Source organism: Enterobacter chuandaensis, assembly GCF_039718975.1.
GTDB lineage: Bacteria > Pseudomonadota > Gammaproteobacteria > Enterobacterales > Enterobacteriaceae > Enterobacter > Enterobacter chuandaensis.
In genome coordinates, this window is the sequence record NZ_CP097173.1 from 3,123,226 (window position 1) to 3,143,885 (window position 20,660).

A 20,660-nucleotide genomic window follows, 5' to 3' on the forward strand; every position below is an offset into this window, starting at 1 on the left:
GCTTACCACCATTCATGAAAATGGTGAACCGGCCCAATACCGTGACCCACCTCCAGAGTATCGGCTTTGGCAAGTGCGGCCGAGAGCCAGGTTTTCGCTTCACGCACCGTATCGGCCCAGCTGTCATGCCGGGGACGCAGCGCCGCCAGCGCGGAAGAGAGAGTGCACCCCGTGCCGTGGGTGTTTTTGGTCTGTACGCGCGGGGTCGTAAAACGCTGTTCGCCGTCACGGGTGAAAAGCCAGTCCGGACTTTCGGCATCATCCAGATGCCCGCCTTTCATCAGCACCGCCCCGCACCCCATCGCCAGCAGCGCTTTCCCCTGCTCTTTCATCTCACGTTCTGTTTTTGCGTGCGAGGTGCCTAACAGCGCGGCGGCTTCCGGCAGATTGGGCGTGATGAGCGCCACCTGCGGCAGCAACTTACTGCGCAGCGTCTCAACGGCGGAGACGGAGAGCAGCGGATCGCCGCTTTTTGCCAGCATAACGGTATCCAGCACCACGTTTTGCACCTGATAGCGTATAAGCCGCTCGGCTACCGCTTCCACAATATCCGTTTCGGCCAGCATGCCAATTTTGGTGGTATCAATGCGCACGTCGCTGAATACCGAATCCAACTGCGCGGCGACAAAATCCGGCTCGATACGGTAGACCGACTGCACCCCGCGCGTGTTTTGCGCCACCAGCGCGGTAATCACCGAGCAGCCATAGGCACCCAGCGCGGAGAAGGTTTTCAGGTCAGCCTGGATACCTGCGCCGCCGCTGGGGTCGGTACCGGCGATAGTGAGGGCGTTAATCCGTTTCATGCCTGCTCCTCCAGCGTATAGAGCGCATCCAGGAACGCGCTGGCAAAACTGCCTGGCCCATGTGACTGCGCAACGGCTTGCGTTCCGGCACGCTTCATCCATCCGCAGGCGGCGGCAACGTTATCCAGCCGGTCGCCCGGCAGCGAGCAGCTCGCCGCCACAACGGCAGAAAGCGCGCACCCGGTTCCCACCACGCGGGTCATTAACGGGTCTCCGCCCGTGACCGTTCGGGTCCGCTCTCCGTCAGTGATGTAATCCACCTCGCCGGTGACGACCACAATGGCATGGGTCTGACGGGCCAGCGCCTGAGCGGCAGGCAACGCGCTGGCGGCAGTGTCGGTGGTATCAACGCCGCGCCCGCCCGCGCTCATTCCGGCAAGGGCCAGGATTTCGGAGGCGTTGCCGCGAATGGCGGCCGGTTTCAGGGCCAGGATTTGATGGCAAAAGCGGGTGCGGAACGTCAGGGCACCCACCGCAACCGGGTCCAGCGTCCAGGGTTTACCTGCCGCCACCGCGCTTTCAATCGCCCGACGCATCGACTGCGCTCGCGGAGAGGTCAGCGTGCCGACGTTAATCAGCAGCGCATCGGCGATGGCGGCGAACTGTTCAGCCTCTTCGGCCTCAATCACCATCGCGGGGGATGCACCCAGCGCCAGCAAAACGTTAGCCGTAAAGGTCTGTACGACGTCGTTGGTCATACAGTGGGTCAGTGGAGAACGGGTTCGGAAGTGGTGTAAAACGTGTAAATCGAGCAGGTCAGGCTGCATGGTTTCGCTCCTGCCTTGCGTGAAGAAGCGATGACCGGGAAGGCATCTGACTTCCCTACGCTGGCATTATCCAGATCAGGTAATACGGGTATTTCTCAGCCTTCACAAAGAAGGGCACCCCGAGTCATTTGGTAAGAATTGACTTACTTTTTGCCAGATTAGGGGAAGTTTCATGCTGACGCAAGCGCCCTTTCGAGGTTCGCTTTCTTCATGCAGCGGTGGTGCGAAAGAAAAGGCTAGCAGCGATAATTACAGGACTATTATGCCCCTCCTTTGAATCAACACCATTTTCTATAACAATTACATTACGTCCAAGAAACACTCACTTTTTTCAGCGTTTAAGAAATAGCTCTACCAACATAATTTTTTTCCGCTTTCAGTTAGTCTATTTTATGTTTCATAAAGCATTAAATCTTATTTCGAATGAAATATAAAGTGAACCCCAAACCGTTTAACCCCGCTAAATATTTAGCCTCTCAATCAAGGGGTTAACACGAAACGTGCATCTGGCCACGCACCTTATAAGTTAATGTAAACATTGAGATATTTTGCGACACCCCTTAAAAACTCACTTTGGCTATTCATGCCATTTATGATTTAGATCAATATCCAAAAACTCGCATTAATTGATAGTTACTGCACGTTACGAATTAAGTGATTTATTCAAAATTCTACGTAACCCCGTTATTTTAATCAGGCGTAACCAGACGTTACATCAACACGCCAGGATAGCTAGCCTTACCCATTTTTACTTTTTAAATGATGAGTGCTTTTAAAATGAAACTTGCTAAAAATGCCGTTGCATTTTTTGTATCCGGCGTTATTTTGACTGGTTCTATAAATGTAACTAAAGCTGCAGATGTAAACGTAAACCTTAACGATAACGTATCCAACGCAGGTACTTTTATTCAGATTCAGGGCACTGATAATACCGCTTATAATCTGGATAATATGAAAGCTGAAAACGTAACGCAAGACGGGCAGATCTATAACTTGCAAGGCGATCGTGAACGAATGCAAGACGAGATCAACGTAAGTAAAAATAATATCAGCACGAACACCGCTGATATCTCCTCTCTTCAAACGACTGTTTCTCACGTAGATCAGGAAGCTAAATTAGCAGGCGCTCTTGCCGACACCGCTAATACAAAAGGTGATGTGGCGTTAAAAGGCGTGCTTACTAACGGAACTGCAATTACTGATATTGAAACTGTTAATGCTGTGCAAGATAGCCGCCTGTTAGCTCTTGAGAATACACCAAAACCCACTAACGGCGTAGATGGAAAAGATGGCGCTAAAGGCGATAAAGGCGATACCGGTTCTACGGGCGCACAAGGCGTTGCTGGAGTTAACGGACGTGATGGAGCGAATGGTAAAGATGGCGTGATGACCACCGTGACACGAACGCAGGTAGACACGGCAACACAAGCTAAAGTCACAACTAATAGTCAGGCTATTACTGCCAAAGCACAGGAACTGCAGGCTACCAAACAGACATTACAGGCTCTGAATAACAACACCAACCAGCAATTTAGATCGCTGCGTGAGGAAGTCGATAATAACAAGAAAGAAGCAAACGCGGGTATCAGTGGCGCGATGGCGATGGCCGGTTTACCACAGGTGCAAACGAATCAGCGCGTGATGTTCTCGGCTGGCGGTGCGACTTACAACGGTGAAAGCGCTTTAGCGGTTGGGGCGTCGGTTAACTTTAACGAACATATGGTTGGTAAAGTGAGCTTCTCTGATGATACAGCAAATAACATGGGAGCTTCAGTCGGCGTAGGAATCGGCTTTTAATAAATAACCAGCATGACAAAATACATTGTTATCTCTGTAATATTGTACCTGATGCTTATTATCGTTGGCGCATGGTTAGGTATTATGTATCAGACTTATTATATTTGCGGCTATTAAACCTCCTTCTATCGAATATTTCATCTAAGGTATCATCATAATGATAAAGTCACTCTCAGCGGTACTAATAGCTAGTGCTGCCATCCTGATTTCTGCATGTACTTCACCTGCTCAGCGCATGGCCGAATGTGAGCGCCAGGGTATTAGCAAAGATACCTGCTACCTGGCTGAGCAAAATCGCCAGAATGTTTACAATGAAGCCGCACAAAATGCAGCATGGGCGAACGCACGTGATGCCGCTGCGGGTACGGGTATCTGGGCTAAAAAAAATGCGAAGCAACATGCACAGGCAGCTAAAGCGGTTCACACCTTTAAATGGGAAGGAATGAAGATCACGATTAAAGGCGAGATCCTAAATGTCGATGGCGTATTGGGCGCGCTGGATGAAAACGAGCCTCAGGCAAAAGTTTATTCACAAGGGCTATACACCTTCATTTACTATCCCGCTAAAGGCAAATTAGCGGTGAGTAAAGAGGGAAAGTTTGAAGGTTACGCAACAAAGATTAAATAGAAAACAGAGGCGACACCTGTCGCCTTTTTAATTTGCAGGCCTTAACGTATTACTCTAGCTGCCACGCCCCGGCATTAATAAGCGATGCCGTTCCCGTCCAGGCAAACAATGCCAGTTCGTGCGCCCCTTCATCAGGGTAAATGCGGCTGCTGAGGCACGCCTCACCTTCATTGACAAACACTTCCACAGACGAGCTGTCAACGAACAGGCGCAGGCTTAGCGTGTCGTTCAGGTTAAGCGCGACGCTTCGGGTGCCGCACAGGCCATACTGCGGATAATAGCGCTCCAGCACCAGGCGCTGCATCTGCGCATCGACGTAGAGACGTAATCCGTCACCAAGGCGAATGCCGTACTGCTCCGCGCTGCTGTTGACGCAATCCCACTGCAGTATGACCTCCATCGCATCACAGCTTTCCACCTGAACGATCTGCTGATTGTTGAGCGTGCTCACCGGCCAGGGGAACCATGCCACCCGCAGGCATTCGACTTCTCGGGCTGGCCGCATCTGCAGGCGGTTATCCGCACTTAGCGTCAGTTCGCGCGGCAAAGAGAGCATGCCAGCCCACCCATCCTGCTGTTCCGGAAGGGGGGATTCCCACATATCCAGCCAGCCGATAACGATGCGGCGTCCGTCAGGCGTCAGGAAGCTTTGCGGCGCATAGAAATCATGCCCGCAGTCCATCTCCACAAACTCACCTTCACGCACGAAAGGTTGGCCGGGCTGCCACTCCCCCAGCAGGTAGCCGCTCTGGAAAAGATTGCGATTGTTGAATCCCTCCGCAGCCAGCCCCTGAGGTGAAAACATCAGCACGCGTTTACCGTTGAGGGTGAAAAAGTCCGGGCATTCCCACATGTAACCCATCTCTTTTTCAGCCACCGCCAGCACGCCCATATCCTGCCATTCGCGCAGATCGTCAGAACGGTAAACGCGCACCTGGCCCGTCTCGCCATCCCGTGCACCGACAACCATGTACCAGCGCTCCCCTTCCCGCCACACTTTCGGATCGCGGAAATGATGCAGCCCAGGCGGCGTATCAACGATCGTTCCTTGTCGCGAAAAATGGACGCCATCACGGCTGGTTGCCAGGCACTGTACCTGATAAAGGTTAGCCTCGTCACCCGGATCGCCGTGGAATTTGTGTCCGGTATAAATCAGCGCCAGCGTATCGCCATCCACCACCGCCGAGCCGGAAAAACAGCCGTCCTTGTCTTCTGGCCCTTCCGGTGCCAGCGCCACCGGGAGATGTTCCCAGCGAACTAAATCCTTGCTGCGCGCATGGCCCCAGTGCATCGGCCCCCACTGGGTCGAGTACGGATGATGCTGGTAAAACGCGTGATACCAGCCGTCAAACCACACCAGGCCATTCGGGTCGTTCATCCAGCCGGCGCGCGCGGCGAGGTGGTAACGCGGATACCAGCGCAGGTTAAGATCGCCGCGTTTGGCCTGTAAGGCCTGTTCAGCTTTGGCTATGGAATACATCATTTATTCACTCTTTTCAGTCAGATAGTGGAGGGTTGCGGCATGAGCGGGTCAGAAGAAGACTTACCCGAGCGCAACAGGAAGATGGAGATGAGCGTGGTGCTGAAAACTAATAGCCCCATAATGAGATAGGATTGGGCAAAGCCGTATTTCTCATAGCTGTAACCCGCCAGCGGCGACAGAACCGAAGCAATCACCGAGCTTGTACAGGCAAAGCCCACCAGATAGAGGGTGGAAGAGAGCCGTTTATCAAAATGCAGGCTGTTGTATTTAAAGATTGAGACCAGCAATACGGGCAGTTCAACCGCGTGCAGCAGCTTGGTAATGGAGATGAGCACCGGCCCCTCAACCAGACCGGATGCCACCATACGCATTGCCATCACCATGCCCGCGAATATCAGGCCGTTTTTCGCGCCGAGGCGGTTTACCAGCCACGGGGCACAAAACATGCCCGCCGCCTCAAGAAAAACCTGGAAGGAGTTGAGATAGCCGTACATGGCGTTTCCTTCCTGCAACGTCGGGAACTGTGACGAGAAATAGACCGGGAACTGCTGATCGTAAACGCCGTAAATGCAGGTGCCGATAACGAAAAACACCAGCGCCCAAAAACGCGGCAGCGTCAGCAGGCGTAATGCGTCCTCCAGCGTGACCTTGCCACCGGACACCGCTTCCTGCATGGCGTGCGGGGCGGAAGAGACCCTGAGGCGCGCGAGCAAAACAAAAAACACCAGCCCGGCACAGCTCGCGACAGCGAAATTCAGCTTCGGATTAATGTTAAACAGGAGCCCCGCAAAAAAGGTTGCCACCGCCCAGCCAAGCGATCCCCACATTCTCGCCTTGCCAAACTCAAACTGGCTCTGACGGGCTACGCGTTCGGTATAGGATTCCAGCACCCCAATCCCACCGTTAAACGTCAGGCCGATATAAATCCCACCAAAAATACTGCCCAGCAATACGTTAATCTGCAGCAGATAGCCAAACAGCAAAAAGGCCGGGCCGGAAAGAATCAGCAGACTGGTCAGAAACCAGAGCAGGTGTTTGCGCAGGCCAAGTTTGTCCTGAATAAATCCATAACAGATTTGTGCAAACAGCGCGGATACGGAAAGCACGGCATAGATAATGCCCGTATCCCCCGCTTTTAAGCCCACTTCCTGATGGAGCCAGATAGAGAGCAACGAACCGGAAGATGACCAGGTGACAAAAAAGAAAAACAGTAATGCGCTCAGTAAGGGATAGCTGTGAGAGTGATGCGTTTTCATCATGACATTCTCATGTTGGAGTAATGACACAATGGTAACGTTAACATTTATGCTTTCTCATGCAGCTTGAGTGATATTTAAGATGTTAATCACGAAAGTTAACGTTAACATCAAGAGAATGAGATCGCGATCAAAAATTCATAAGTGAGGTAAGCGAGACTTAACCTGGTCATCAGCCTTCCTTTTACATCAGCGACTTAGTTGTATACCCTCTCACAGAGCATTAATGGAGTAAGAAAATGGCTTCCCTGAAGGACGTCGCAAAGCTGGCTAACGTATCGCTGATGACGGTTTCCCGCGCGCTTAACAGCCCGGAGCGTCTTAAACCGGAAACGCTGGCGCGCGTGCAGTGGGCTATCGAGCAGACCAGCTACGTTCCCGATCTGTCCGCCAAGAAAATACGCGGCGCAAACGCTTCACCTAAAACCATTGGCGTGCTGGCGCTCGATACGGTCACGACTCCGTTCTCGGTGGAGATTACGCTGTCTATTGAAGAGACGGCCAGGCTGCACGGCTGGAATAGCTTCGTCATGAATATGTTTGCTGACGACAACCCGGATGCCATCGTCGATCTTCTGCTCTCCCACCGGCCAGACGGGATTATCTACACCACGATGGGGCTACGTCAGGTTCCTTTTCCTGCCAAGCTGCTCACCCTCCCCTGCGTACTGGCCAACTGTGAAAGTGTCGGTGAAAAGGTCGCCAGCTATATTCCGGATGATGAACAGGGGCAGTACGCCGCCGTCAGGGCGTTACTCGCTGAGGGCTATCGGCAGCCCCTGTGTCTGCATTTACCGGTGGGCCATCTGGCCACAACCCGACGCCGTCAGGGGCTTGAACGTGCCTGCCGTGAAGCCGGGCTCGACCCGGACAGCCTGGAGCACAGCTATATGGCGCCCGGAGACGAGCATTATCGTGACATTCCGTCCGCATTGCTGGCGCGCATCCAGAATGGCATCCCCCGGTTTGACTCCGTTATCTGCGGCAACGATCGTATCGCGTTTATGGTGTATCAGACGCTGCTGGCGCAGGGGATTCGCATTCCTGAAGATGTCGCGGTTATCGGCTACGACAATATGGTGGGCATTGGAGAATTGTTCCAGCCCCCTCTTTCAACGGTTCAGTTGCCCCACTATGAAATTGGCCGCCTGAGCGCCCTTCACATTATTCATGGTGAACAGCACCGGGAAACGACGCGCGTTGAAAGTCCATTTTTAATGCGTGATTCCATTGCGCACGCCATGTGACCACCGCTTTTTGCCGGTGATGGAAAAATAAGGGGGTATCAAGGCAGCATACCTCCTTTTTTTCTCAGTCAATGGCACGATTTGTCACACTCTTTTCTTTCATTTAACAGCCCGTCCAAACCTCACGTAACCAACTGTTTTTGCTCGCCATAAAGTGCAATCTTCTTTTTAAAAAGGGTGATATCGCCTCTCCTGTGCCCCATGTCACAAAACAGTAAACAAATTAACCATTGAGCCCCGTGACAAAAGGCTCTATATTGGCGGCGTTTTTTTCAGGCCCCCATCTGTTTTTTAACTTTTTATTCAATCGTGGCTCATAACGAAGCGGCGGTTGTAGGAGTGATATGATGACGGATAAAGTCCGTATTGACACCGTAGATGCCCACAAAAGCAACGAAACCTATCTGGCCCGTCAGGCCGAGTTTGAATCTAACGTCAGGAGTTATCCGCGCAAACTGCCTTTAGCGATCACTAAAGCAGAAGGCGTGTGGATCACCGATGCAGATAATAAAGAATACCTTGACTGTTTAGCAGGCGCAGGCACCCTTGCGCTTGGCCATAACCATCCTGATGTGCTGAAAAGCATCCAAAATGTCATTACCAGCGGCTTGCCGTTACACACTCTGGATCTGACTACGCCTCTGAAAGACGCGTTTTCTGAATACCTGCTCTCTCTGCTGCCTGGTCAGGGCAAAGAGTACTGCCTGCAGTTCACCGGTCCATCCGGTGCCGACGCCGTAGAAGCGGCGCTGAAGCTGGCGAAAAAAGTGACCGGTCGTAGCGGTATCATCAGCTTCTCTGGCGGTTACCACGGTATGACTCACGGCGCGCTGTCCGTGACCGGCAACCTGTCTCCGAAAGAAGCAGTAGACGGTATGATGCCAGAAGTGCAGTTCATGCCTTACCCGCACGAGTACCGCTGCCCGCTGGGTATCGGTGGTGAAGCGGGCGTGAAAGCGCTGACTTACTACTTCGATAACCTGATTAACGACGTTGAAAGCGGCGTGCGCAAACCTGCTGCGGTGATCCTGGAAGCCGTTCAGGGCGAAGGCGGCGTTAACCCGGCTCCGGCCGAGTGGCTGCAGCGCATCCGTAAAGTGACTCAGGAACACGGCATTCTGCTGATCCTCGACGAAGTTCAGGCTGGCTTTGCCCGTACCGGTAAATTCTTCGCCTTCGAACACGCTGGCATTGAGCCAGACATCATCGTGATGTCTAAAGCCGTCGGTGGCGGTCTGCCGCTGGCCGTGCTCGGTATCAAAAAGCAGTTCGACGCATGGGCGCCAGGCCACCATACCGGCACCTTCCGCGGCAACCAGCTGGCGATGGCAACCGGTCTGACGACGCTGAAAATCCTGAAAGATCAGAACATCGCTGGCAAAGTGGCTGCACAGGGCGAATGGCTGAAAGGCCAGCTGAAAGAGATGGCGAAACGTTATCCGGTCATCGGCCACGTTCGCGGTCTGGGCATGATGATCGGTATTGAGATCGTTAAGCCGCACGAAGCCGCTGACCACATGGGCTGCTTCCCGGGCGACGGCGAACTGTCTGCGCTGATTCAGAAGAAGTGCTTCGAAGCCGGTCTGATTCTGGAGCGTGGCGGCCGTAACGGTATCGTTCTGCGCCTGCTGCCGTCTCTGCTGATCAGCGACGAAGAGCTGAAAATCTTCCTGGATAAATTTGAGCAGGCACTGCTTGCTGCGGGCGTTCGCCCGGCGTAACCGGAGTTATTGATTACGATGTCTGATTCAAACCCAATTTTGTTCTCCTCTGCGCAGAGCATTGAAGCTTACCAGCAGGCGATTGAACAAAGCACTCAGGCTGTGATGCAGTGGCTGAAACAGCCTGAGATGTACCAGGGCAAAACGGTCGCGGAGCTGCGCGACCGTATTAAGCTGGATTTCAACCCGAAAGGGCTGGGAAACGAAGCGGCGATTGAACGCGCCGTCGAGTTCTTCCTGAAAGACAGCTTGTCCGTTCATCACCCGCAGTGCGTGGCGCACCTGCACTGCCCAAGCCTGGTGGTAAGCCAGGCGGCGGAAGTGCTGATCAACGCCACTAACCAGAGTATGGACTCCTGGGATCAAAGCCCGTCCGCAACCATTATTGAGATCAAACTGATCGAATGGCTGCGTACCCGCGTGGGTTATCAGGCTGGCGACGCGGGTGTCTTCACCAGCGGCGGTACCCAGAGCAACCTGATGGGCCTGATGCTGGCTCGCGATGCGTTCTTCGCGCGTCAGGGTCACTCCGTTCAGCAGGACGGCCTGGTGGGCGATCTGCGCAAAATTCGCGTGCTGTGCTCCGAAAACGCGCACTTCTCCGTGCAGAAAAACATGGCGCTGATGGGCCTGGGCTATCAGTCCGTGGTGCAGGTGAAAACCGACGAGTTCTCCCGCATGGATCTGACCGATCTGGCGGCGAAAATCGAACAGTGCAACGCGAACGGCGAGCAGATTCTGGCCATCGTCGCGACGGCAGGTACTACCGATGCCGGTGCTATCGATCCGCTGCGCGCGATCGCTGAACTGGCCGCGAAACAGAACATCTGGGTACACGTTGATGCGGCCTGGGGCGGCGCGCTGCTGATGTCTGAGCAGTATCGTCACTACCTGGACGGCATCGAGCTGGTGGATTCCGTCACCCTGGACTTCCACAAGCAGTTCTTCCAGACCATCAGCTGCGGCGCGTTCCTGCTGAAAGAAGCGCGTCACTATGAGCTGATGCGCTATCAGGCGGCTTACCTGAACTCTGAGTTCGACGAAGAAGCGGGCGTGCCTAACCTTGTGTCCAAATCTCTGCAGACCACCCGTCGTTTCGACGCACTGAAGCTGTGGATGAGCCTGGAAGCGCTGGGTCAGGAGCAATACGCGGCGATCATCGATCACGGCGTGACGCTGGCACAGCAGGTTGCGGCCTACGTGAAAGCGCAGCCTGCTCTGGAACTGGTCATGCAGCCACAGCTGGCAAGCGTGCTGTTCCGCTTCCGCGGACAGGTGCAGATGGACGACGCGGGCATCGCCCTGCTGAACCAGAAAATTGGTGATGCGCTGCTGGAATCTGGCCGCGCTAACGTCGGCGTGACCGAGCATAACGGCGTGACCTGCCTGAAGCTGACGCTGCTGAATCCAACCGTGACGCTGGAGGATATTAAAGTCCTGCTGTCTCTGGTTGAGCGCACCGCGCAGGAAGTTCTGGCTAAGTAATACAAAACCCCTCTTCCGCCGGGAGAGGGGTTATCTTTATACGCCTGCCCACCACATCCTTAATTTTAATCCCCAGTAGCTCGTCCAGCCCGTTGTGGTGCTGACCACATCACCCTTCGAGACAATCACCAGCGTCGGCGTCACGCTCACCTGCCACTGCTGCGACAAGGCACCGTTTGCATCGTTAATTACCGGCATCCTCAGGCTTTTCTTTTCTGCCCAGCGGGCAAGCTTTGCATCATCACCGGATCGCATGGCAATGCTCACGACGTTACCGCCCTCTTCTGCCAGCTTATCGACCGCAGGTGTCGTATAACGACAGATGCTGCACCAGGTTGCCCAGACGTAGATCAGCAGCGGGCGCTCCTGGCTGAGCGCCGTGATATCGTGGATCTTACCGTCGATACTCTGCATCGGGGTTGCGCTAAAACTGGCAGGCAGAGTCGGTTTTCGGTACTGATCCACGCCCCACATGACGGCCAGCGCCATCACAAAAAGTATGGCGCCTTCCCGCGCCCAGCGACCCAGGCGACTGAATTTGCGGTTATCCATTATGACCTCTCGATTCAACGGAGGTCATCTTAACGGGCTATTGGCCGTCATGCTGTAAAGAAGTGTCGCGCCACGTTTATTCCGGGGTATAACCATAGTCGTAATGGCTATATCCCGAGCTGTAATAGAGCGCGGCGGATTTCACGATGTCATTGAGGATCGCGCCATTCACCTTTACCCCCATCTGCTGCAGACGCTTCAGGCTGTTCTCGATCTCTTTAACGCTGGTTTTACCAAAGCGGGCCACCAGCAGGTTCGTTAAGCTGGTTTTCAACATTCACAACCTGGTCGAGGATCGTCTTCGCCTCAAGGGATAAATCAACAGAATCGCACTGCTCCCTGTAGGCGTTCAGCCGTGTTTCGGCTTCATCCAGTTCGCGGCGGATTTTAGGCAGTTGATCCTGCAAAAATGTCAGGCTGCGGGTGTCTTCCGCTTCCTGACGTTCAATATTCTGGCTGAGATAACTTTCAGCAATGGTATTGAGTACCACGGCAATTTTGTCAGCATCTTCGCCCGTCAGCGTTAAGGTAATAATTCCGCTCTGTTTCGCCGGCTCCGCGACGGTAAACCGGCGCTGGAGGGCGTTAATTGCTTCAAGCCTGGTGAGAGTTTTGAGGTCAAATTGGGCGCTCAGTGACGTTACCAGCAGCGTCCCCCCGTTTTTAACAAGCGTTTTCCCGACAACGCCATCAGCCTCCAGGTTTTTGCCCTCAAGTCGATATCGGCCCTGCTCCTGAACGGTCAGTAAAAGTTCCTGCGGCTTGTCTTCCTGAAGGGGAAGAGTCAGCGTGCCAATGGTCAGTTCACCGGCTTTACGTTCGCGTTCCAGCAGCGCCCCGATGACCGGGAACAGGTGCCGTTTGGCGCTGTATGTGAGACCTGACTTGTCAACGGCCTCCCCAAAATCATCCGCGATTTGAGCAGCAAAAGTTCAGGGGCGGCATCGGGAGAAACATCGGCACCAAACTTGTCTGATTTATGAGACGACATTACTGCTTCATTCCTTGTTGACGCAAACGACGAGCCCATTCCTGGCTGGATTTTCCCAACTGTTCGAAAACATATTCGAAGGCTTCCCGACTTTTGCAATGCGGGTCGGGAATGTCCTTTGTCTCAAGCCACTGACCAAACAACAGCGATTTCCCCCGAATCTCCGGGGCTACAGAGGCAATAAAGCGGAGATGCTCCGGCTCCATCACCAGAATCAAATCGGATTTTTGTAACAGACTACGTGTGACCTTACGCGCCACGTGACCTTCCAGCGAAACACCGTGGCGCGAGGCGATTTCTTTTGCTGCCGCATCCCCGGGCGTCCTTCGAGCCCAAATATACCTGCCGAGGTCATCTGCTTGCAGGGTAATAACTGACGTAACAGCCGCTCGCCAATCGGTGAACGGCAAATATTGCCGGTGCAAACCACTAAAATGGAATTGAACATTATTGCGGCCACGATCTGATGTAACGGACGGTTTCGGTCAGGTCATGTACGCCACTGATGGTCGGTACCAGCTGGATGATCGCGCGGTTCCAGCGTGAAAGCGGGGCTGTAGAGACATAGACAATGTCGTACGGCTCCAGCTGGAATTCCGTACTCAGCACCATGGCGGAGGCATCTTCTGCATTGAGCTGATAGATATTAGCGATTTTGTCCTTCTCGCCTTTCTGAGACGTCAGGCGAATAACAAAAATCCCGGTTGCATCGGCCATATCCTGGTTTAAGCCGCCGCATTCCCCAGAGCTTCGGCCAGCGTCATGCCGCTGCGATCCATCTTAAGCGTGCTCTGTTTAACCACCTCGCCCATCACAAACACTTTCAGGGCATTGTTACGGGCAACAAACAGGATGTCGCCAGGATAAAGCAGCTTATTTTGGGTCAGATCGCCATGCTGCATCAGGGCAGAGAGAGAAAGACGCGAGTCCTTGCCATCATGCGTCAAGGAGGCAATGCTGACGCCCACCTGCGGGCTCTCAATGACCTTATCCAGCCGCGCGGTGATCTCCTGGCGCACCTGCGTCACCGTTTTTCCTGCCACGTGCAGCTTTCCAACGTAGGGATAAAAGAGCGTACCATCGGCATTGACCCAGTTGCCGGCGTCGCTCGCGCTGCGGTATTGCCCCGCGGGCGTCGTTAATTCAGGGTGATCCCAGACGGTCGCCGTCAGAATGTCCCCCGGACCAATACGGTATTCCCAGTTTTTGAGCTGCTCATCCAGATTAGGATTTGCCTGAGATTTAGACATGGGTGGACGCAATTTTTCAATTAAAGCCGGGGTCAAAGGAAAAATCTCCACGCGTTTGTCCAGCTGATAATTAACGTCTTCAGCTGGCGTAACCTTTTTCCCGGACAGACTTAAATTTTGACCCGGTGAAAATACACACCCTGTTAACTGGCTGATCGTGAAAAATAAGAGTGAAAGTGCAATTGTATTTTTCATTTATATTAAATGTTGATTAATCGTTGCGTCTGGCGTTAAGCTCGCAAAAGAACTCCAGCTAACACCATGAAATATAATTATATTAATAATTTCGTGACATCTAAAAACCATAAAGCGCAAGCCCGCTGATTTATAAAAAAGTTAACGTCAGCGCACAATTGCGCAAGAAACAGAAACGAATGTCACTTTATACGGTGGCGCATATTAAATGTTATCCCTCGTGAAAGCATTCGCTTAACAGTCCAATTTTGACGGCGAGAGTTATTTTCAGAATAGATTAATAAAATAATAAAAATAATAAATAACTAACACAGCGAGCATTCACTGTAATGATGAACATCGCCGTAATCGACTACCCAAAACCCTCCACTTTTGTTACATTTTTTATCAAACACACCATGCTTTGATACTTAAAATGGACTGTCTGCCTCGTCATGTGCGCCCCGCAGACAAAAAGCATCTGTAACGATATCACTGGAGAAAAAATGGCTAAGCGTAAACTGCTGCTTCTGGGTGTATTACTGTCTCTGGCGGGCTCCGCGTTCTCTGCCCCGCAAACCGCCGCTGCGCCATCGGGCATTAAGGCCTACGAAGAACAAGAATTCATCGCGGATTTCACAAAGTTCAAAATCGGCGACACCGCACCCGCGCAGTATCAAACGCCGGAGTACACCATCAAACAGTACCAGTTGCGTAACCTTCCGGCGCCGGATGCCGGTACCCACTGGACCTACATGGGTGAAAACTACGTTCTGATTGGCGATGCCGATGGCAAAATCTACAAAGCCTACAATGGAGATATCTTCTATCATCGCTGATACGATCGTAATCCGTCCGTGGCAGGAGAGCGATCGCCCTTTCCTGCGCACGCTCTTCCTCCACGCCCGGCGTGAAGCCTGGCCGTGGCTGGACAGTTCTGCGTGGCAGCTTGAAGATTTTGACGCGGCAACCCTGGACGAAGAGATTTGGGTGGCGGAACAGGATGGGCACCGACTTGGCTTCGCCTCAGTCTGGACGAACGATAATTTTCTGCACAACCTATTTGTCGATCCGCAGTATCAGAGCCTGGGCGTCGGACATGTGTTGCTTGAACACGTACAGAAGACGTTTACCAGCACGGGGTCACTCAAGTGTCTGGTGAAGAATGCGCGGGCTATTGCGTTTTACCAGCGGCACGGCTGGCACATTGAGGCGACGGGGAATTCTCCTGAGGGAGAGTACTATCTGATGCATTATCGGCTTGGGTAACGTCAGGTGGCGCTTCGCTTACCTGACCTACAAAACCGTATTTCGTAGGCCGGGCAAGGCGAAGCCGCCACCCGGCACTAAAGCGCAGAGGAATTACACCGCGCGGAAGGCGATTTCACCCGGGATCACTTCACCCTGCCAGTAGAGCTGGGCTGCAACGCGCCCCGCCAGCTGGCGATACATCTCCGCGAACTCGCTTTCCGGACGGCTGACCACCGTTGGTTTACCGCTGTCCAGATCTTCACGCAGGGAAATATGCAGCGGCATCTGCCCCAGTAGCTGGGTGTGATACTGCGCCGCCAGCTTCTCCGCACCGCCGGTACCGAAGATAGGTTCATGGTGTCCACAGTTGCTGCAGATGTGCATGCTCATGTTCTCGACGATACCCAGCACCGGCACTTCCACTTTCTCGAACATCACGATGCCTTTTTTGGCGTCGATCAGCGCGATATCCTGCGGCGTGGTGACCACAACGGCACCCGTTACCGGAATGTTTTGCGCCAGCGTCAGCTGAATGTCACCGGTGCCTGGCGGCATATCCAGCACCAGATAATCCAGATCCGGCCACATTGTCTCCTGCAGCATCTGCAGCAGCGCCTTGCTGGCCATCGGGCCGCGCCAGACCATAGCGTTATCGTCGGTCACCAGGTAACCGATAGAGTTAGTCGCCAGGCCGTGCGCCACGATCGGCGCCATATGCGTGCCGTCCGGCGAGGTTGGACGCTGGTTTTCCGCACCCAGCATGTTTGGAATGGACGGACCGTAGATATCGGCATCCAGAATACCGACCTTTGCCCCTTCCGCCGCCAGCGCCAGCGCCAGGTTAACGGCAGTAGAGGATTTCCCCACCCCGCCCTTGCCCGAACTGACGGCAATGATGTTTTTCACCCCGTTGACGCCAGGCTGGTTTTTCACGCGCTTCAGCGTGGCGATGCTGTGGCTCAGCTTCCAGTCAATCGCTTTTGCGCCGGTAATGCGCAGCAGCTCAGCGCTGGTCTGCTCTTTCAGCGCGTCAAAGGCGCTGGTCCAGACGAACGGCATTTGCAGCTCAATGTGCAGCGTGTCGTCCAGCCATGCGACATGGTGTAACGCTTTCAGCGTAGTGAGATTGTGCTTCAGGGTTGGATGCTGAAAGTTAGCCAGCGTCCCGGCGACCATTGCTCGTAAGGCTTCCGGTGATTTGGCCTGGGATTGAGAACTCATCCCGACTCCTTTGTTCTTGTGAATAAGACCTTAGACAAACAAGTTTACCTGAAAGGCCGTGGTTTGTGCTTACTTAATAATGCCCCTTTTGGTAATATCAAAAACCCTTTTCACAGTTAAAAGAAGTAATGCCTACTATGACTCAAGTCGCGAAAAAAATTCTGGTAACGTGCGCCCTGCCGTACGCCAACGGCTCAATCCACCTCGGCCACATGCTGGAGCATATCCAGGCTGATGTCTGGGTCCGTTACCAGCGAATGCGCGGCCACGAGGTTAACTTCATCTGTGCGGACGATGCCCACGGCACCCCGATCATGCTGAAAGCGCAGCAGCTGGGGATTTCCCCGGAGCAGATGATTGCCGAAATGAGTCAGGAGCATCAGACCGATTTTGCTGGCTTTGACATCAGCTATGACAACTATCACTCCACGCACAGCGACGAAAACCGCGAGCTGTCGGAGCTGATCTACACCCGTCTGAAAGAGAACGGTTTTATCAAAAACCGCACCATCTCTCAGCTGTACGATCCGGAAAAAGGCATGTTCCTGCCGGACCGTTTTGTCAAAGGCACCTGTCCAAAATGTAAATCCCCGGATCAATACGGCGATAACTGCGAAGTCTGCGGCGCGACCTACAGCCCGACCGAACTGATTGAGCCGAAATCCGTGGTATCCGGCGCCACGCCTGTGATGCGTGATTCCGAGCACTTCTTCTTCGACCTGCCATCCTTCAGCGAAATGCTGCAGGCGTGGACCCGCAGCGGCGCGCTGCAGGAGCAGGTGGCGAACAAGATGCAGGAGTGGTTCGAATCCGGCCTGCAGCAGTGGGATATCTCCCGCGATGCGCCGTACTTCGGCTTCGAAATCCCGAACGCGCCGGGCAAATATTTCTACGTCTGGCTGGACGCGCCAATCGGCTACATGGGCTCCTTCAAGAACCTGTGTGACAAGCGTGGCGACGCCACCAGCTTCGACGAATACTGGAAGAAAGACTCTACCGCCGAGCTGTACCACTTCATCGGTAAAGACATCGTTTACTTCCACAGCCTGTTCTGGCCGGCCATGCTGGAAGGCAGCAACTTCCGCAAGCCGACCAACCTGTTCGTTCACGGCTACGTGACGGTAAACGGCGCGAAGATGTCCAAATCTCGCGGCACATTTATCAAGGCCAGCACCTGGCTGAACCACTTCGACGCGGACAGCCTGCGCTACTACTACACCGCGAAGCTCTCTTCCCGCATCGACGATATCGACCTGAACCTGGAAGATTTCGTGCAGCGCGTGAACGCGGACATCGTGAACAAGGTGGTGAACCTGGCCTCCCGTAACGCGGGCTTTATCGCCAAACGCTTTGACGGCGTAATGGCCGCTGAACTGGTGGACCCTGCCCTGTACCAAACCTTTACCGACGCGGCGGCGACCATTGGCGAAGCCTGGGAAACGCGCGAGTTCGGTAAAGCGGTGCGTGAAATCATGGCGCTGGCTGACCTGGCTAACCGCTATGTGGACGAGCAGGCACCGTGGGTTGTCGCTAAACAGGAAGGTCGCGATGCCGATCTGCAGGCCATCTGCTCCATGGGCATCAACCTGTTCCGCGTGCTGATGACCTATCTGAAGCCGGTTCTGCCACAGCTGGCAGCCCGCGCTGAAGCGTTCCTGAACACTGAACTGACCTGGGATGCAATGGCGCAGCCGCTGCTCGGCCACAAGGTGAACACCTTCAAGGCACTGTACAACCGCATCGAGATGAAGCAGGTTGAAGCCCTGGTGGAAGCATCCAAAGAAGAAGTGAAGGCAGCTGCGGCACCGGTGACCGGCCCGCTGGCGGACGATCCGATTCAGGAAACCATCACCTTTGATGATTTCGCCAAAGTCGACCTGCGCGTGGCGCTGATTGAAAACGCAGAATTCGTGGAAGGCTCTGACAAGCTGCTGCGCCTGACGCTGGATCTCGGCGGCGAGAAGCGCAATGTCTTCTCCGGCATCCGTTCAGCCTACCCGGACCCGCAGGTACTGATCGGTCGTCAGACCGTGATGGTCGCTAACCTGGCGCCGCGCAAAATGCGCTTCGGCATCTCAGAGGGGATGGTGATGGCCGCAGGCCCTGGCGGGAAAGATATTTTCCTGTTAAGCCCTGACGAAGGCGCGAAGCCGGGTCAGCAGGTGAAATAACAAAAAAGCCGGAGATAATCTCCGGCTTTTTTGTTCTCCCTCTCCCTGTGGGTGTACGGTCCGGGGACATAGTGAACACTTGTTCGGGGACATGGTAGACACTTACAACTGATGCATAAGAACCCGTTTATGGAGTCGCTTATGCCCTGGGATGCGAGAGATACCATGTCATTACGTACCGAGTTTGTTTTGTTCGCCTCGCAGGACGGGGCGAACATCCGTTTCCTCTGCCGTCAGTACGGCATTTCTCCTGCCACCGGCTACAAGTGGCTTCAGCGCTGGGTTCAGGAAGGCGTATCCGGCCTTCAGGACCGCTCCCGCGCACCTCATCACTCCCCGAACCGCTCGTCAGACGACACCACGGCCCTGCTGCGCATGGCGCATGACCGTCATGAACGCTGGGGCGCACGCAAGATTAAGCGCTGGCTCGAGGACCAGGGGCACACCATGCCCGCCTTCAGCACCGTCCATCACCTGATGGCCCGTCATGGCCTGCTGCCGGGCGTTTCACCGGGCATTCCGGCCACGGGACGCTTCGAACACGACGCGCCGAACCGCCTCTGGCAGATGGATTTTAAGGGCCACTTTCCCTTTGGCGGTGGCCGCTGCCATCCGCTCACCCTGCTGGACGACCACTCCCGTTTTTCCCTGTGCCTGGCGCCCTGTACCGATGAACGGCGTGAGACCGTGCAGCAGCAGCTGGTCAGCGTGTTTGAACGCTACGGCCTGCCGGACCGGATGACGATGGACAACGGCTCACCGTGGGGCGACACCACCGGTACCTGGACGGCGCTGGAGCTGTGGCTGATGCGCCACGGTATCCGGGTGGGGCATTCCCGGCCTTACCATCCGCAGACGCAGGGCAAGCTGGAGCGTTTTCACCGCAGCCTGAAGTCGGAAGTGCTGCAGGGAAAATGGTTCGCGGACAGCGGAGAGCTGCAGCGCGCCTTCGACCACTGGCGGACGGTCTACAACCTTGAACGCCCGCATGAGGGGCTGGATATGGCGGTACCGGCCTCGCGGTATCAGCCGTCTGCCCGGCAGTACAGCGGGAGCGTAACGCCGCCGGAATATGATGAAGGCGTGATGGTCAGGAAAGTGGATATCAGCGGAAAGCTGAGCGTGAAAGGGGTAAGCCTGAGTGCAGGCAAGGCGTTCAGGGGAGAACGGGTGGGGCTGAAGGAGACGCAGGAAGACGGCAGCTATGAAGTGTGGTGGTACAGCACGAAAGTGGGGGTGATCGACCTGAAGAAAAAGTCGATCACCATGGGTAAAGGATGTTAAAAAGTGTTCACCATGTCCCCGAACACCTGTCTACCATGTCCCCGGACCGTACAGTGGGAGAGGGCCGGGGTGAGGGCATCATGCCGCACCCATGCCGCATTTACGCCTTCGGGTGATGCACCCGGTGGGTCAGCCCGCGCAGGAAATTACGCAGAAACTGGTCGCCGCACTCGCGGTAATTTTTATGGTCCTGCGCGCGCATCATGGCGGTCACTTCCGGCACGGACACGCGGTATTTTTGCTCGGTCATGATCGCCACAATATCGTCCGTTTTCAGCGAGAACGCGATGCGCAGCTTTTTCAGCACCGTGTTGTTATTCACCCGACGCTCCAGCGCCAGCTCTGGCGCGGCCGGATCTTTGCCACGCTTGTCGTAAATCAGGCCGTTCAGGAAACCCGACAGAATGATGTCCGGGCAACGAACGAAGCCCTCTTCATCTTCTTTGGTCATCCAGGTGTCGAAACCTGCCGACGTGGCTTCCATATCGGCCAGCGCAAGAATGCGCACCATGTCGTTGTTATTTGCTTTCAGGGTGTAGCGCAGGCTACGAAGAATATCGTTACTTAGCATAGAGCCTT

At 54.4% G+C, this 20,660-nt stretch carries 18 protein-coding genes, 3 pseudogenes and 1 riboswitch; of the genes and pseudogenes, 9 read left to right on the plus strand and 12 right to left on the minus strand.

The window, feature by feature from the left end:
* Positions 1-2: 2 nt before the first annotated feature.
* Together thiD and thiM are read right to left on the minus strand one after the other, a co-directional pair.
* The gene (gene thiD / locus MX657_RS15165; RefSeq protein ID WP_346806095.1) at positions 3-803 is read right to left on the minus strand and encodes a bifunctional hydroxymethylpyrimidine kinase/phosphomethylpyrimidine kinase; all 801 of its coding nucleotides are present in this window, start codon (positions 801-803) and stop codon (positions 3-5) included.
* Complete coding sequence (gene thiM, locus MX657_RS15170; protein WP_346806096.1) at positions 800-1,570, minus strand: hydroxyethylthiazole kinase; 771 nt, start codon at positions 1,568-1,570, stop codon at positions 800-802. Before thiM ends, thiD begins: the two co-directional genes overlap by 4 nt.
* Positions 1,571-1,605: 35 nt before the next feature.
* A riboswitch (TPP riboswitch) is annotated at positions 1,606-1,702 on the minus strand.
* Between the two features lie 645 nt (positions 1,703-2,347).
* On the opposite strand from thiM, the gene MX657_RS15175 reads away from it, so the two are divergent.
* The gene (locus MX657_RS15175; RefSeq protein WP_346806097.1) at positions 2,348-3,367 is read left to right on the plus strand and encodes a YadA C-terminal domain-containing protein; all 1,020 of its coding nucleotides are present in this window, start codon (positions 2,348-2,350) and stop codon (positions 3,365-3,367) included.
* Positions 3,368-3,524: 157 nt separating this feature from the next.
* Positions 3,525-3,995: a hypothetical protein gene (locus tag MX657_RS15180; RefSeq protein WP_346806098.1), complete on the plus strand. Its 471-nt coding sequence runs from the start codon at positions 3,525-3,527 to the stop codon at positions 3,993-3,995.
* A gap of 49 nt (positions 3,996-4,044) precedes the next feature.
* On the opposite strand, the gene MX657_RS15185 is transcribed toward MX657_RS15180, so the two are convergent.
* Together MX657_RS15185 and MX657_RS15190 are read right to left on the minus strand one after the other, a co-directional pair.
* Positions 4,045-5,478, minus strand: coding sequence for a glycoside hydrolase family 32 protein (locus tag MX657_RS15185; RefSeq protein ID WP_346806099.1), 1,434 nt, complete (start codon positions 5,476-5,478; stop codon positions 4,045-4,047).
* Positions 5,479-5,495: 17 nt separating this feature from the next.
* A complete protein-coding gene (locus tag MX657_RS15190) occupies positions 5,496-6,737 on the minus strand; it encodes an MFS transporter (RefSeq protein WP_119915512.1) in 1,242 nt (413 codons plus the stop codon).
* Between the two features lie 236 nt (positions 6,738-6,973).
* Here MX657_RS15190 and MX657_RS15195 point away from each other — a divergent pair, with 236 nt between their 5' ends.
* From MX657_RS15195 to MX657_RS15205, 3 genes are all read left to right on the plus strand, one after another.
* Entirely contained in the window at positions 6,974-7,981 is a 1,008-nt protein-coding gene (locus tag MX657_RS15195; RefSeq protein ID WP_080328642.1) for a LacI family DNA-binding transcriptional regulator, read from the plus strand.
* A 344-nt stretch (positions 7,982-8,325) separates the two neighbouring features.
* The gene (locus MX657_RS15200) at positions 8,326-9,702 is read left to right on the plus strand and encodes a diaminobutyrate--2-oxoglutarate transaminase (protein ID WP_014884533.1); all 1,377 of its coding nucleotides are present in this window, start codon (positions 8,326-8,328) and stop codon (positions 9,700-9,702) included.
* An 18-nt stretch (positions 9,703-9,720) separates the two neighbouring features.
* Positions 9,721-11,187 carry a pyridoxal phosphate-dependent decarboxylase family protein gene (locus MX657_RS15205; protein WP_080328641.1) on the plus strand — a complete coding sequence of 489 codons (1,467 nt, stop codon included), beginning with the start codon at positions 9,721-9,723 and terminating at the stop codon, positions 11,185-11,187.
* Between the two features lie 36 nt (positions 11,188-11,223).
* Here MX657_RS15205 and MX657_RS15210 read toward each other — a convergent pair whose 3' ends face one another.
* The 6 genes and pseudogenes from MX657_RS15210 to MX657_RS15230 all read right to left on the minus strand — a co-directional run bounded on the left by MX657_RS15210 (position 11,224) and on the right by MX657_RS15230 (position 14,175).
* Positions 11,224-11,739 carry a protein disulfide oxidoreductase gene (locus MX657_RS15210; RefSeq protein ID WP_119915509.1) on the minus strand — a complete coding sequence of 172 codons (516 nt, stop codon included), beginning with the start codon at positions 11,737-11,739 and terminating at the stop codon, positions 11,224-11,226.
* Positions 11,740-11,815: 76 nt separating this feature from the next.
* Positions 11,816-12,016 carry a hypothetical protein gene (locus tag MX657_RS15215; RefSeq protein ID WP_133300903.1) on the minus strand — a complete coding sequence of 67 codons (201 nt, stop codon included), beginning with the start codon at positions 12,014-12,016 and terminating at the stop codon, positions 11,816-11,818.
* Positions 11,970-12,230 (minus strand): hypothetical protein, encoded by a 261-nt coding sequence (locus tag MX657_RS15220; protein ID WP_346806100.1) that lies wholly within the window; start codon positions 12,228-12,230, stop codon positions 11,970-11,972. Before MX657_RS15220 ends, MX657_RS15215 begins: the two co-directional genes overlap by 47 nt.
* Before the next feature lie 192 nt (positions 12,231-12,422).
* Positions 12,423-12,656: pseudogene (locus MX657_RS23720) on the minus strand (protein-tyrosine kinase); the annotation flags it as partial.
* A 73-nt stretch (positions 12,657-12,729) separates the two neighbouring features.
* Positions 12,730-13,178, minus strand: a pseudogene (locus tag MX657_RS15225) (protein tyrosine phosphatase).
* Positions 13,178-14,175 (minus strand): annotated as a pseudogene (locus MX657_RS15230) (polysaccharide biosynthesis/export family protein). The pseudogenes MX657_RS15225 and MX657_RS15230 overlap by 1 nt, the downstream one beginning before the upstream one ends.
* Positions 14,176-14,660: 485 nt before the next feature.
* Here MX657_RS15230 and MX657_RS15235 point away from each other — a divergent pair.
* Positions 14,661-14,993, plus strand: coding sequence for an RcnB family protein (locus tag MX657_RS15235; protein WP_008500887.1), 333 nt, complete (start codon positions 14,661-14,663; stop codon positions 14,991-14,993).
* The gene (locus MX657_RS15240; protein ID WP_217479010.1) at positions 14,944-15,423 is read left to right on the plus strand and encodes a GNAT family N-acetyltransferase; all 480 of its coding nucleotides are present in this window, start codon (positions 14,944-14,946) and stop codon (positions 15,421-15,423) included. Before MX657_RS15235 ends, MX657_RS15240 begins: the two co-directional genes overlap by 50 nt.
* Positions 15,424-15,516: 93 nt before the next feature.
* Here MX657_RS15240 and apbC read toward each other — a convergent pair whose 3' ends face one another.
* A complete protein-coding gene (gene apbC / locus MX657_RS15245) occupies positions 15,517-16,626 on the minus strand; it encodes an iron-sulfur cluster carrier protein ApbC (RefSeq protein WP_346806101.1) in 1,110 nt (369 codons plus the stop codon).
* A 137-nt stretch (positions 16,627-16,763) separates the two neighbouring features.
* On the opposite strand from apbC, the gene metG reads away from it, so the two are divergent.
* Both metG and MX657_RS15255 read left to right on the plus strand, forming a co-directional pair.
* Positions 16,764-18,797 carry a methionine--tRNA ligase gene (gene metG, locus MX657_RS15250; RefSeq protein ID WP_346806102.1) on the plus strand — a complete coding sequence of 678 codons (2,034 nt, stop codon included), beginning with the start codon at positions 16,764-16,766 and terminating at the stop codon, positions 18,795-18,797.
* A gap of 141 nt (positions 18,798-18,938) precedes the next feature.
* On the plus strand, positions 18,939-20,081 hold the full coding sequence (locus MX657_RS15255; protein ID WP_429844099.1) for an IS481 family transposase: 1,143 nt from the start codon (positions 18,939-18,941) through the stop codon (positions 20,079-20,081).
* 100 nt (positions 20,082-20,181) lie between these two features.
* Here MX657_RS15255 and MX657_RS15260 read toward each other — a convergent pair whose 3' ends face one another.
* Complete coding sequence (locus MX657_RS15260) at positions 20,182-20,652, minus strand: DUF1456 family protein (RefSeq protein ID WP_080328633.1); 471 nt, start codon at positions 20,650-20,652, stop codon at positions 20,182-20,184.
* Between the last annotated feature and the right edge of the window lie 8 nt (positions 20,653-20,660).

Bases quoted from the DNA above. Each gene is read 5' to 3' on its own strand.
- MX657_RS15185 (WP_346806099.1), bottom strand. From the start codon at position 5,478: ATGATGTATTCCATAGCCAAAGCTGAACAGGCCTTACAGGCCAAACGC.
- MX657_RS15240 (WP_217479010.1), top strand. From the start codon at position 14,944: ATGGCAAAATCTACAAAGCCTACAATGGAGATATCTTCTATCATCGCT.
- thiD (WP_346806095.1), bottom strand. From the start codon at position 803: ATGAAACGGATTAACGCCCTCACTATCGCCGGTACCGACCCCAGCGGC.
- MX657_RS15195 (WP_080328642.1), top strand. From the start codon at position 6,974: ATGGCTTCCCTGAAGGACGTCGCAAAGCTGGCTAACGTATCGCTGATG.
- thiM (WP_346806096.1), bottom strand. From the start codon at position 1,570: ATGCAGCCTGACCTGCTCGATTTACACGTTTTACACCACTTCCGAACC.
- MX657_RS15205 (WP_080328641.1), top strand. From the start codon at position 9,721: ATGTCTGATTCAAACCCAATTTTGTTCTCCTCTGCGCAGAGCATTGAA.
- MX657_RS15200 (WP_014884533.1), top strand. From the start codon at position 8,326: ATGATGACGGATAAAGTCCGTATTGACACCGTAGATGCCCACAAAAGC.
- MX657_RS15190 (WP_119915512.1), bottom strand. From the start codon at position 6,737: ATGATGAAAACGCATCACTCTCACAGCTATCCCTTACTGAGCGCATTA.
- MX657_RS15255 (WP_429844099.1), top strand. From the start codon at position 18,939: ATGCCCTGGGATGCGAGAGATACCATGTCATTACGTACCGAGTTTGTT.
- MX657_RS15215 (WP_133300903.1), bottom strand. From the start codon at position 12,016: ATGTTGAAAACCAGCTTAACGAACCTGCTGGTGGCCCGCTTTGGTAAA.
- MX657_RS15175 (WP_346806097.1), top strand. From the start codon at position 2,348: ATGAAACTTGCTAAAAATGCCGTTGCATTTTTTGTATCCGGCGTTATT.
- metG (WP_346806102.1), top strand. From the start codon at position 16,764: ATGACTCAAGTCGCGAAAAAAATTCTGGTAACGTGCGCCCTGCCGTAC.
- MX657_RS15210 (WP_119915509.1), bottom strand. From the start codon at position 11,739: ATGGATAACCGCAAATTCAGTCGCCTGGGTCGCTGGGCGCGGGAAGGC.
- MX657_RS15180 (WP_346806098.1), top strand. From the start codon at position 3,525: ATGATAAAGTCACTCTCAGCGGTACTAATAGCTAGTGCTGCCATCCTG.
- MX657_RS15260 (WP_080328633.1), bottom strand. From the start codon at position 20,652: ATGCTAAGTAACGATATTCTTCGTAGCCTGCGCTACACCCTGAAAGCA.
- apbC (WP_346806101.1), bottom strand. From the start codon at position 16,626: ATGAGTTCTCAATCCCAGGCCAAATCACCGGAAGCCTTACGAGCAATG.
- MX657_RS15235 (WP_008500887.1), top strand. From the start codon at position 14,661: ATGGCTAAGCGTAAACTGCTGCTTCTGGGTGTATTACTGTCTCTGGCG.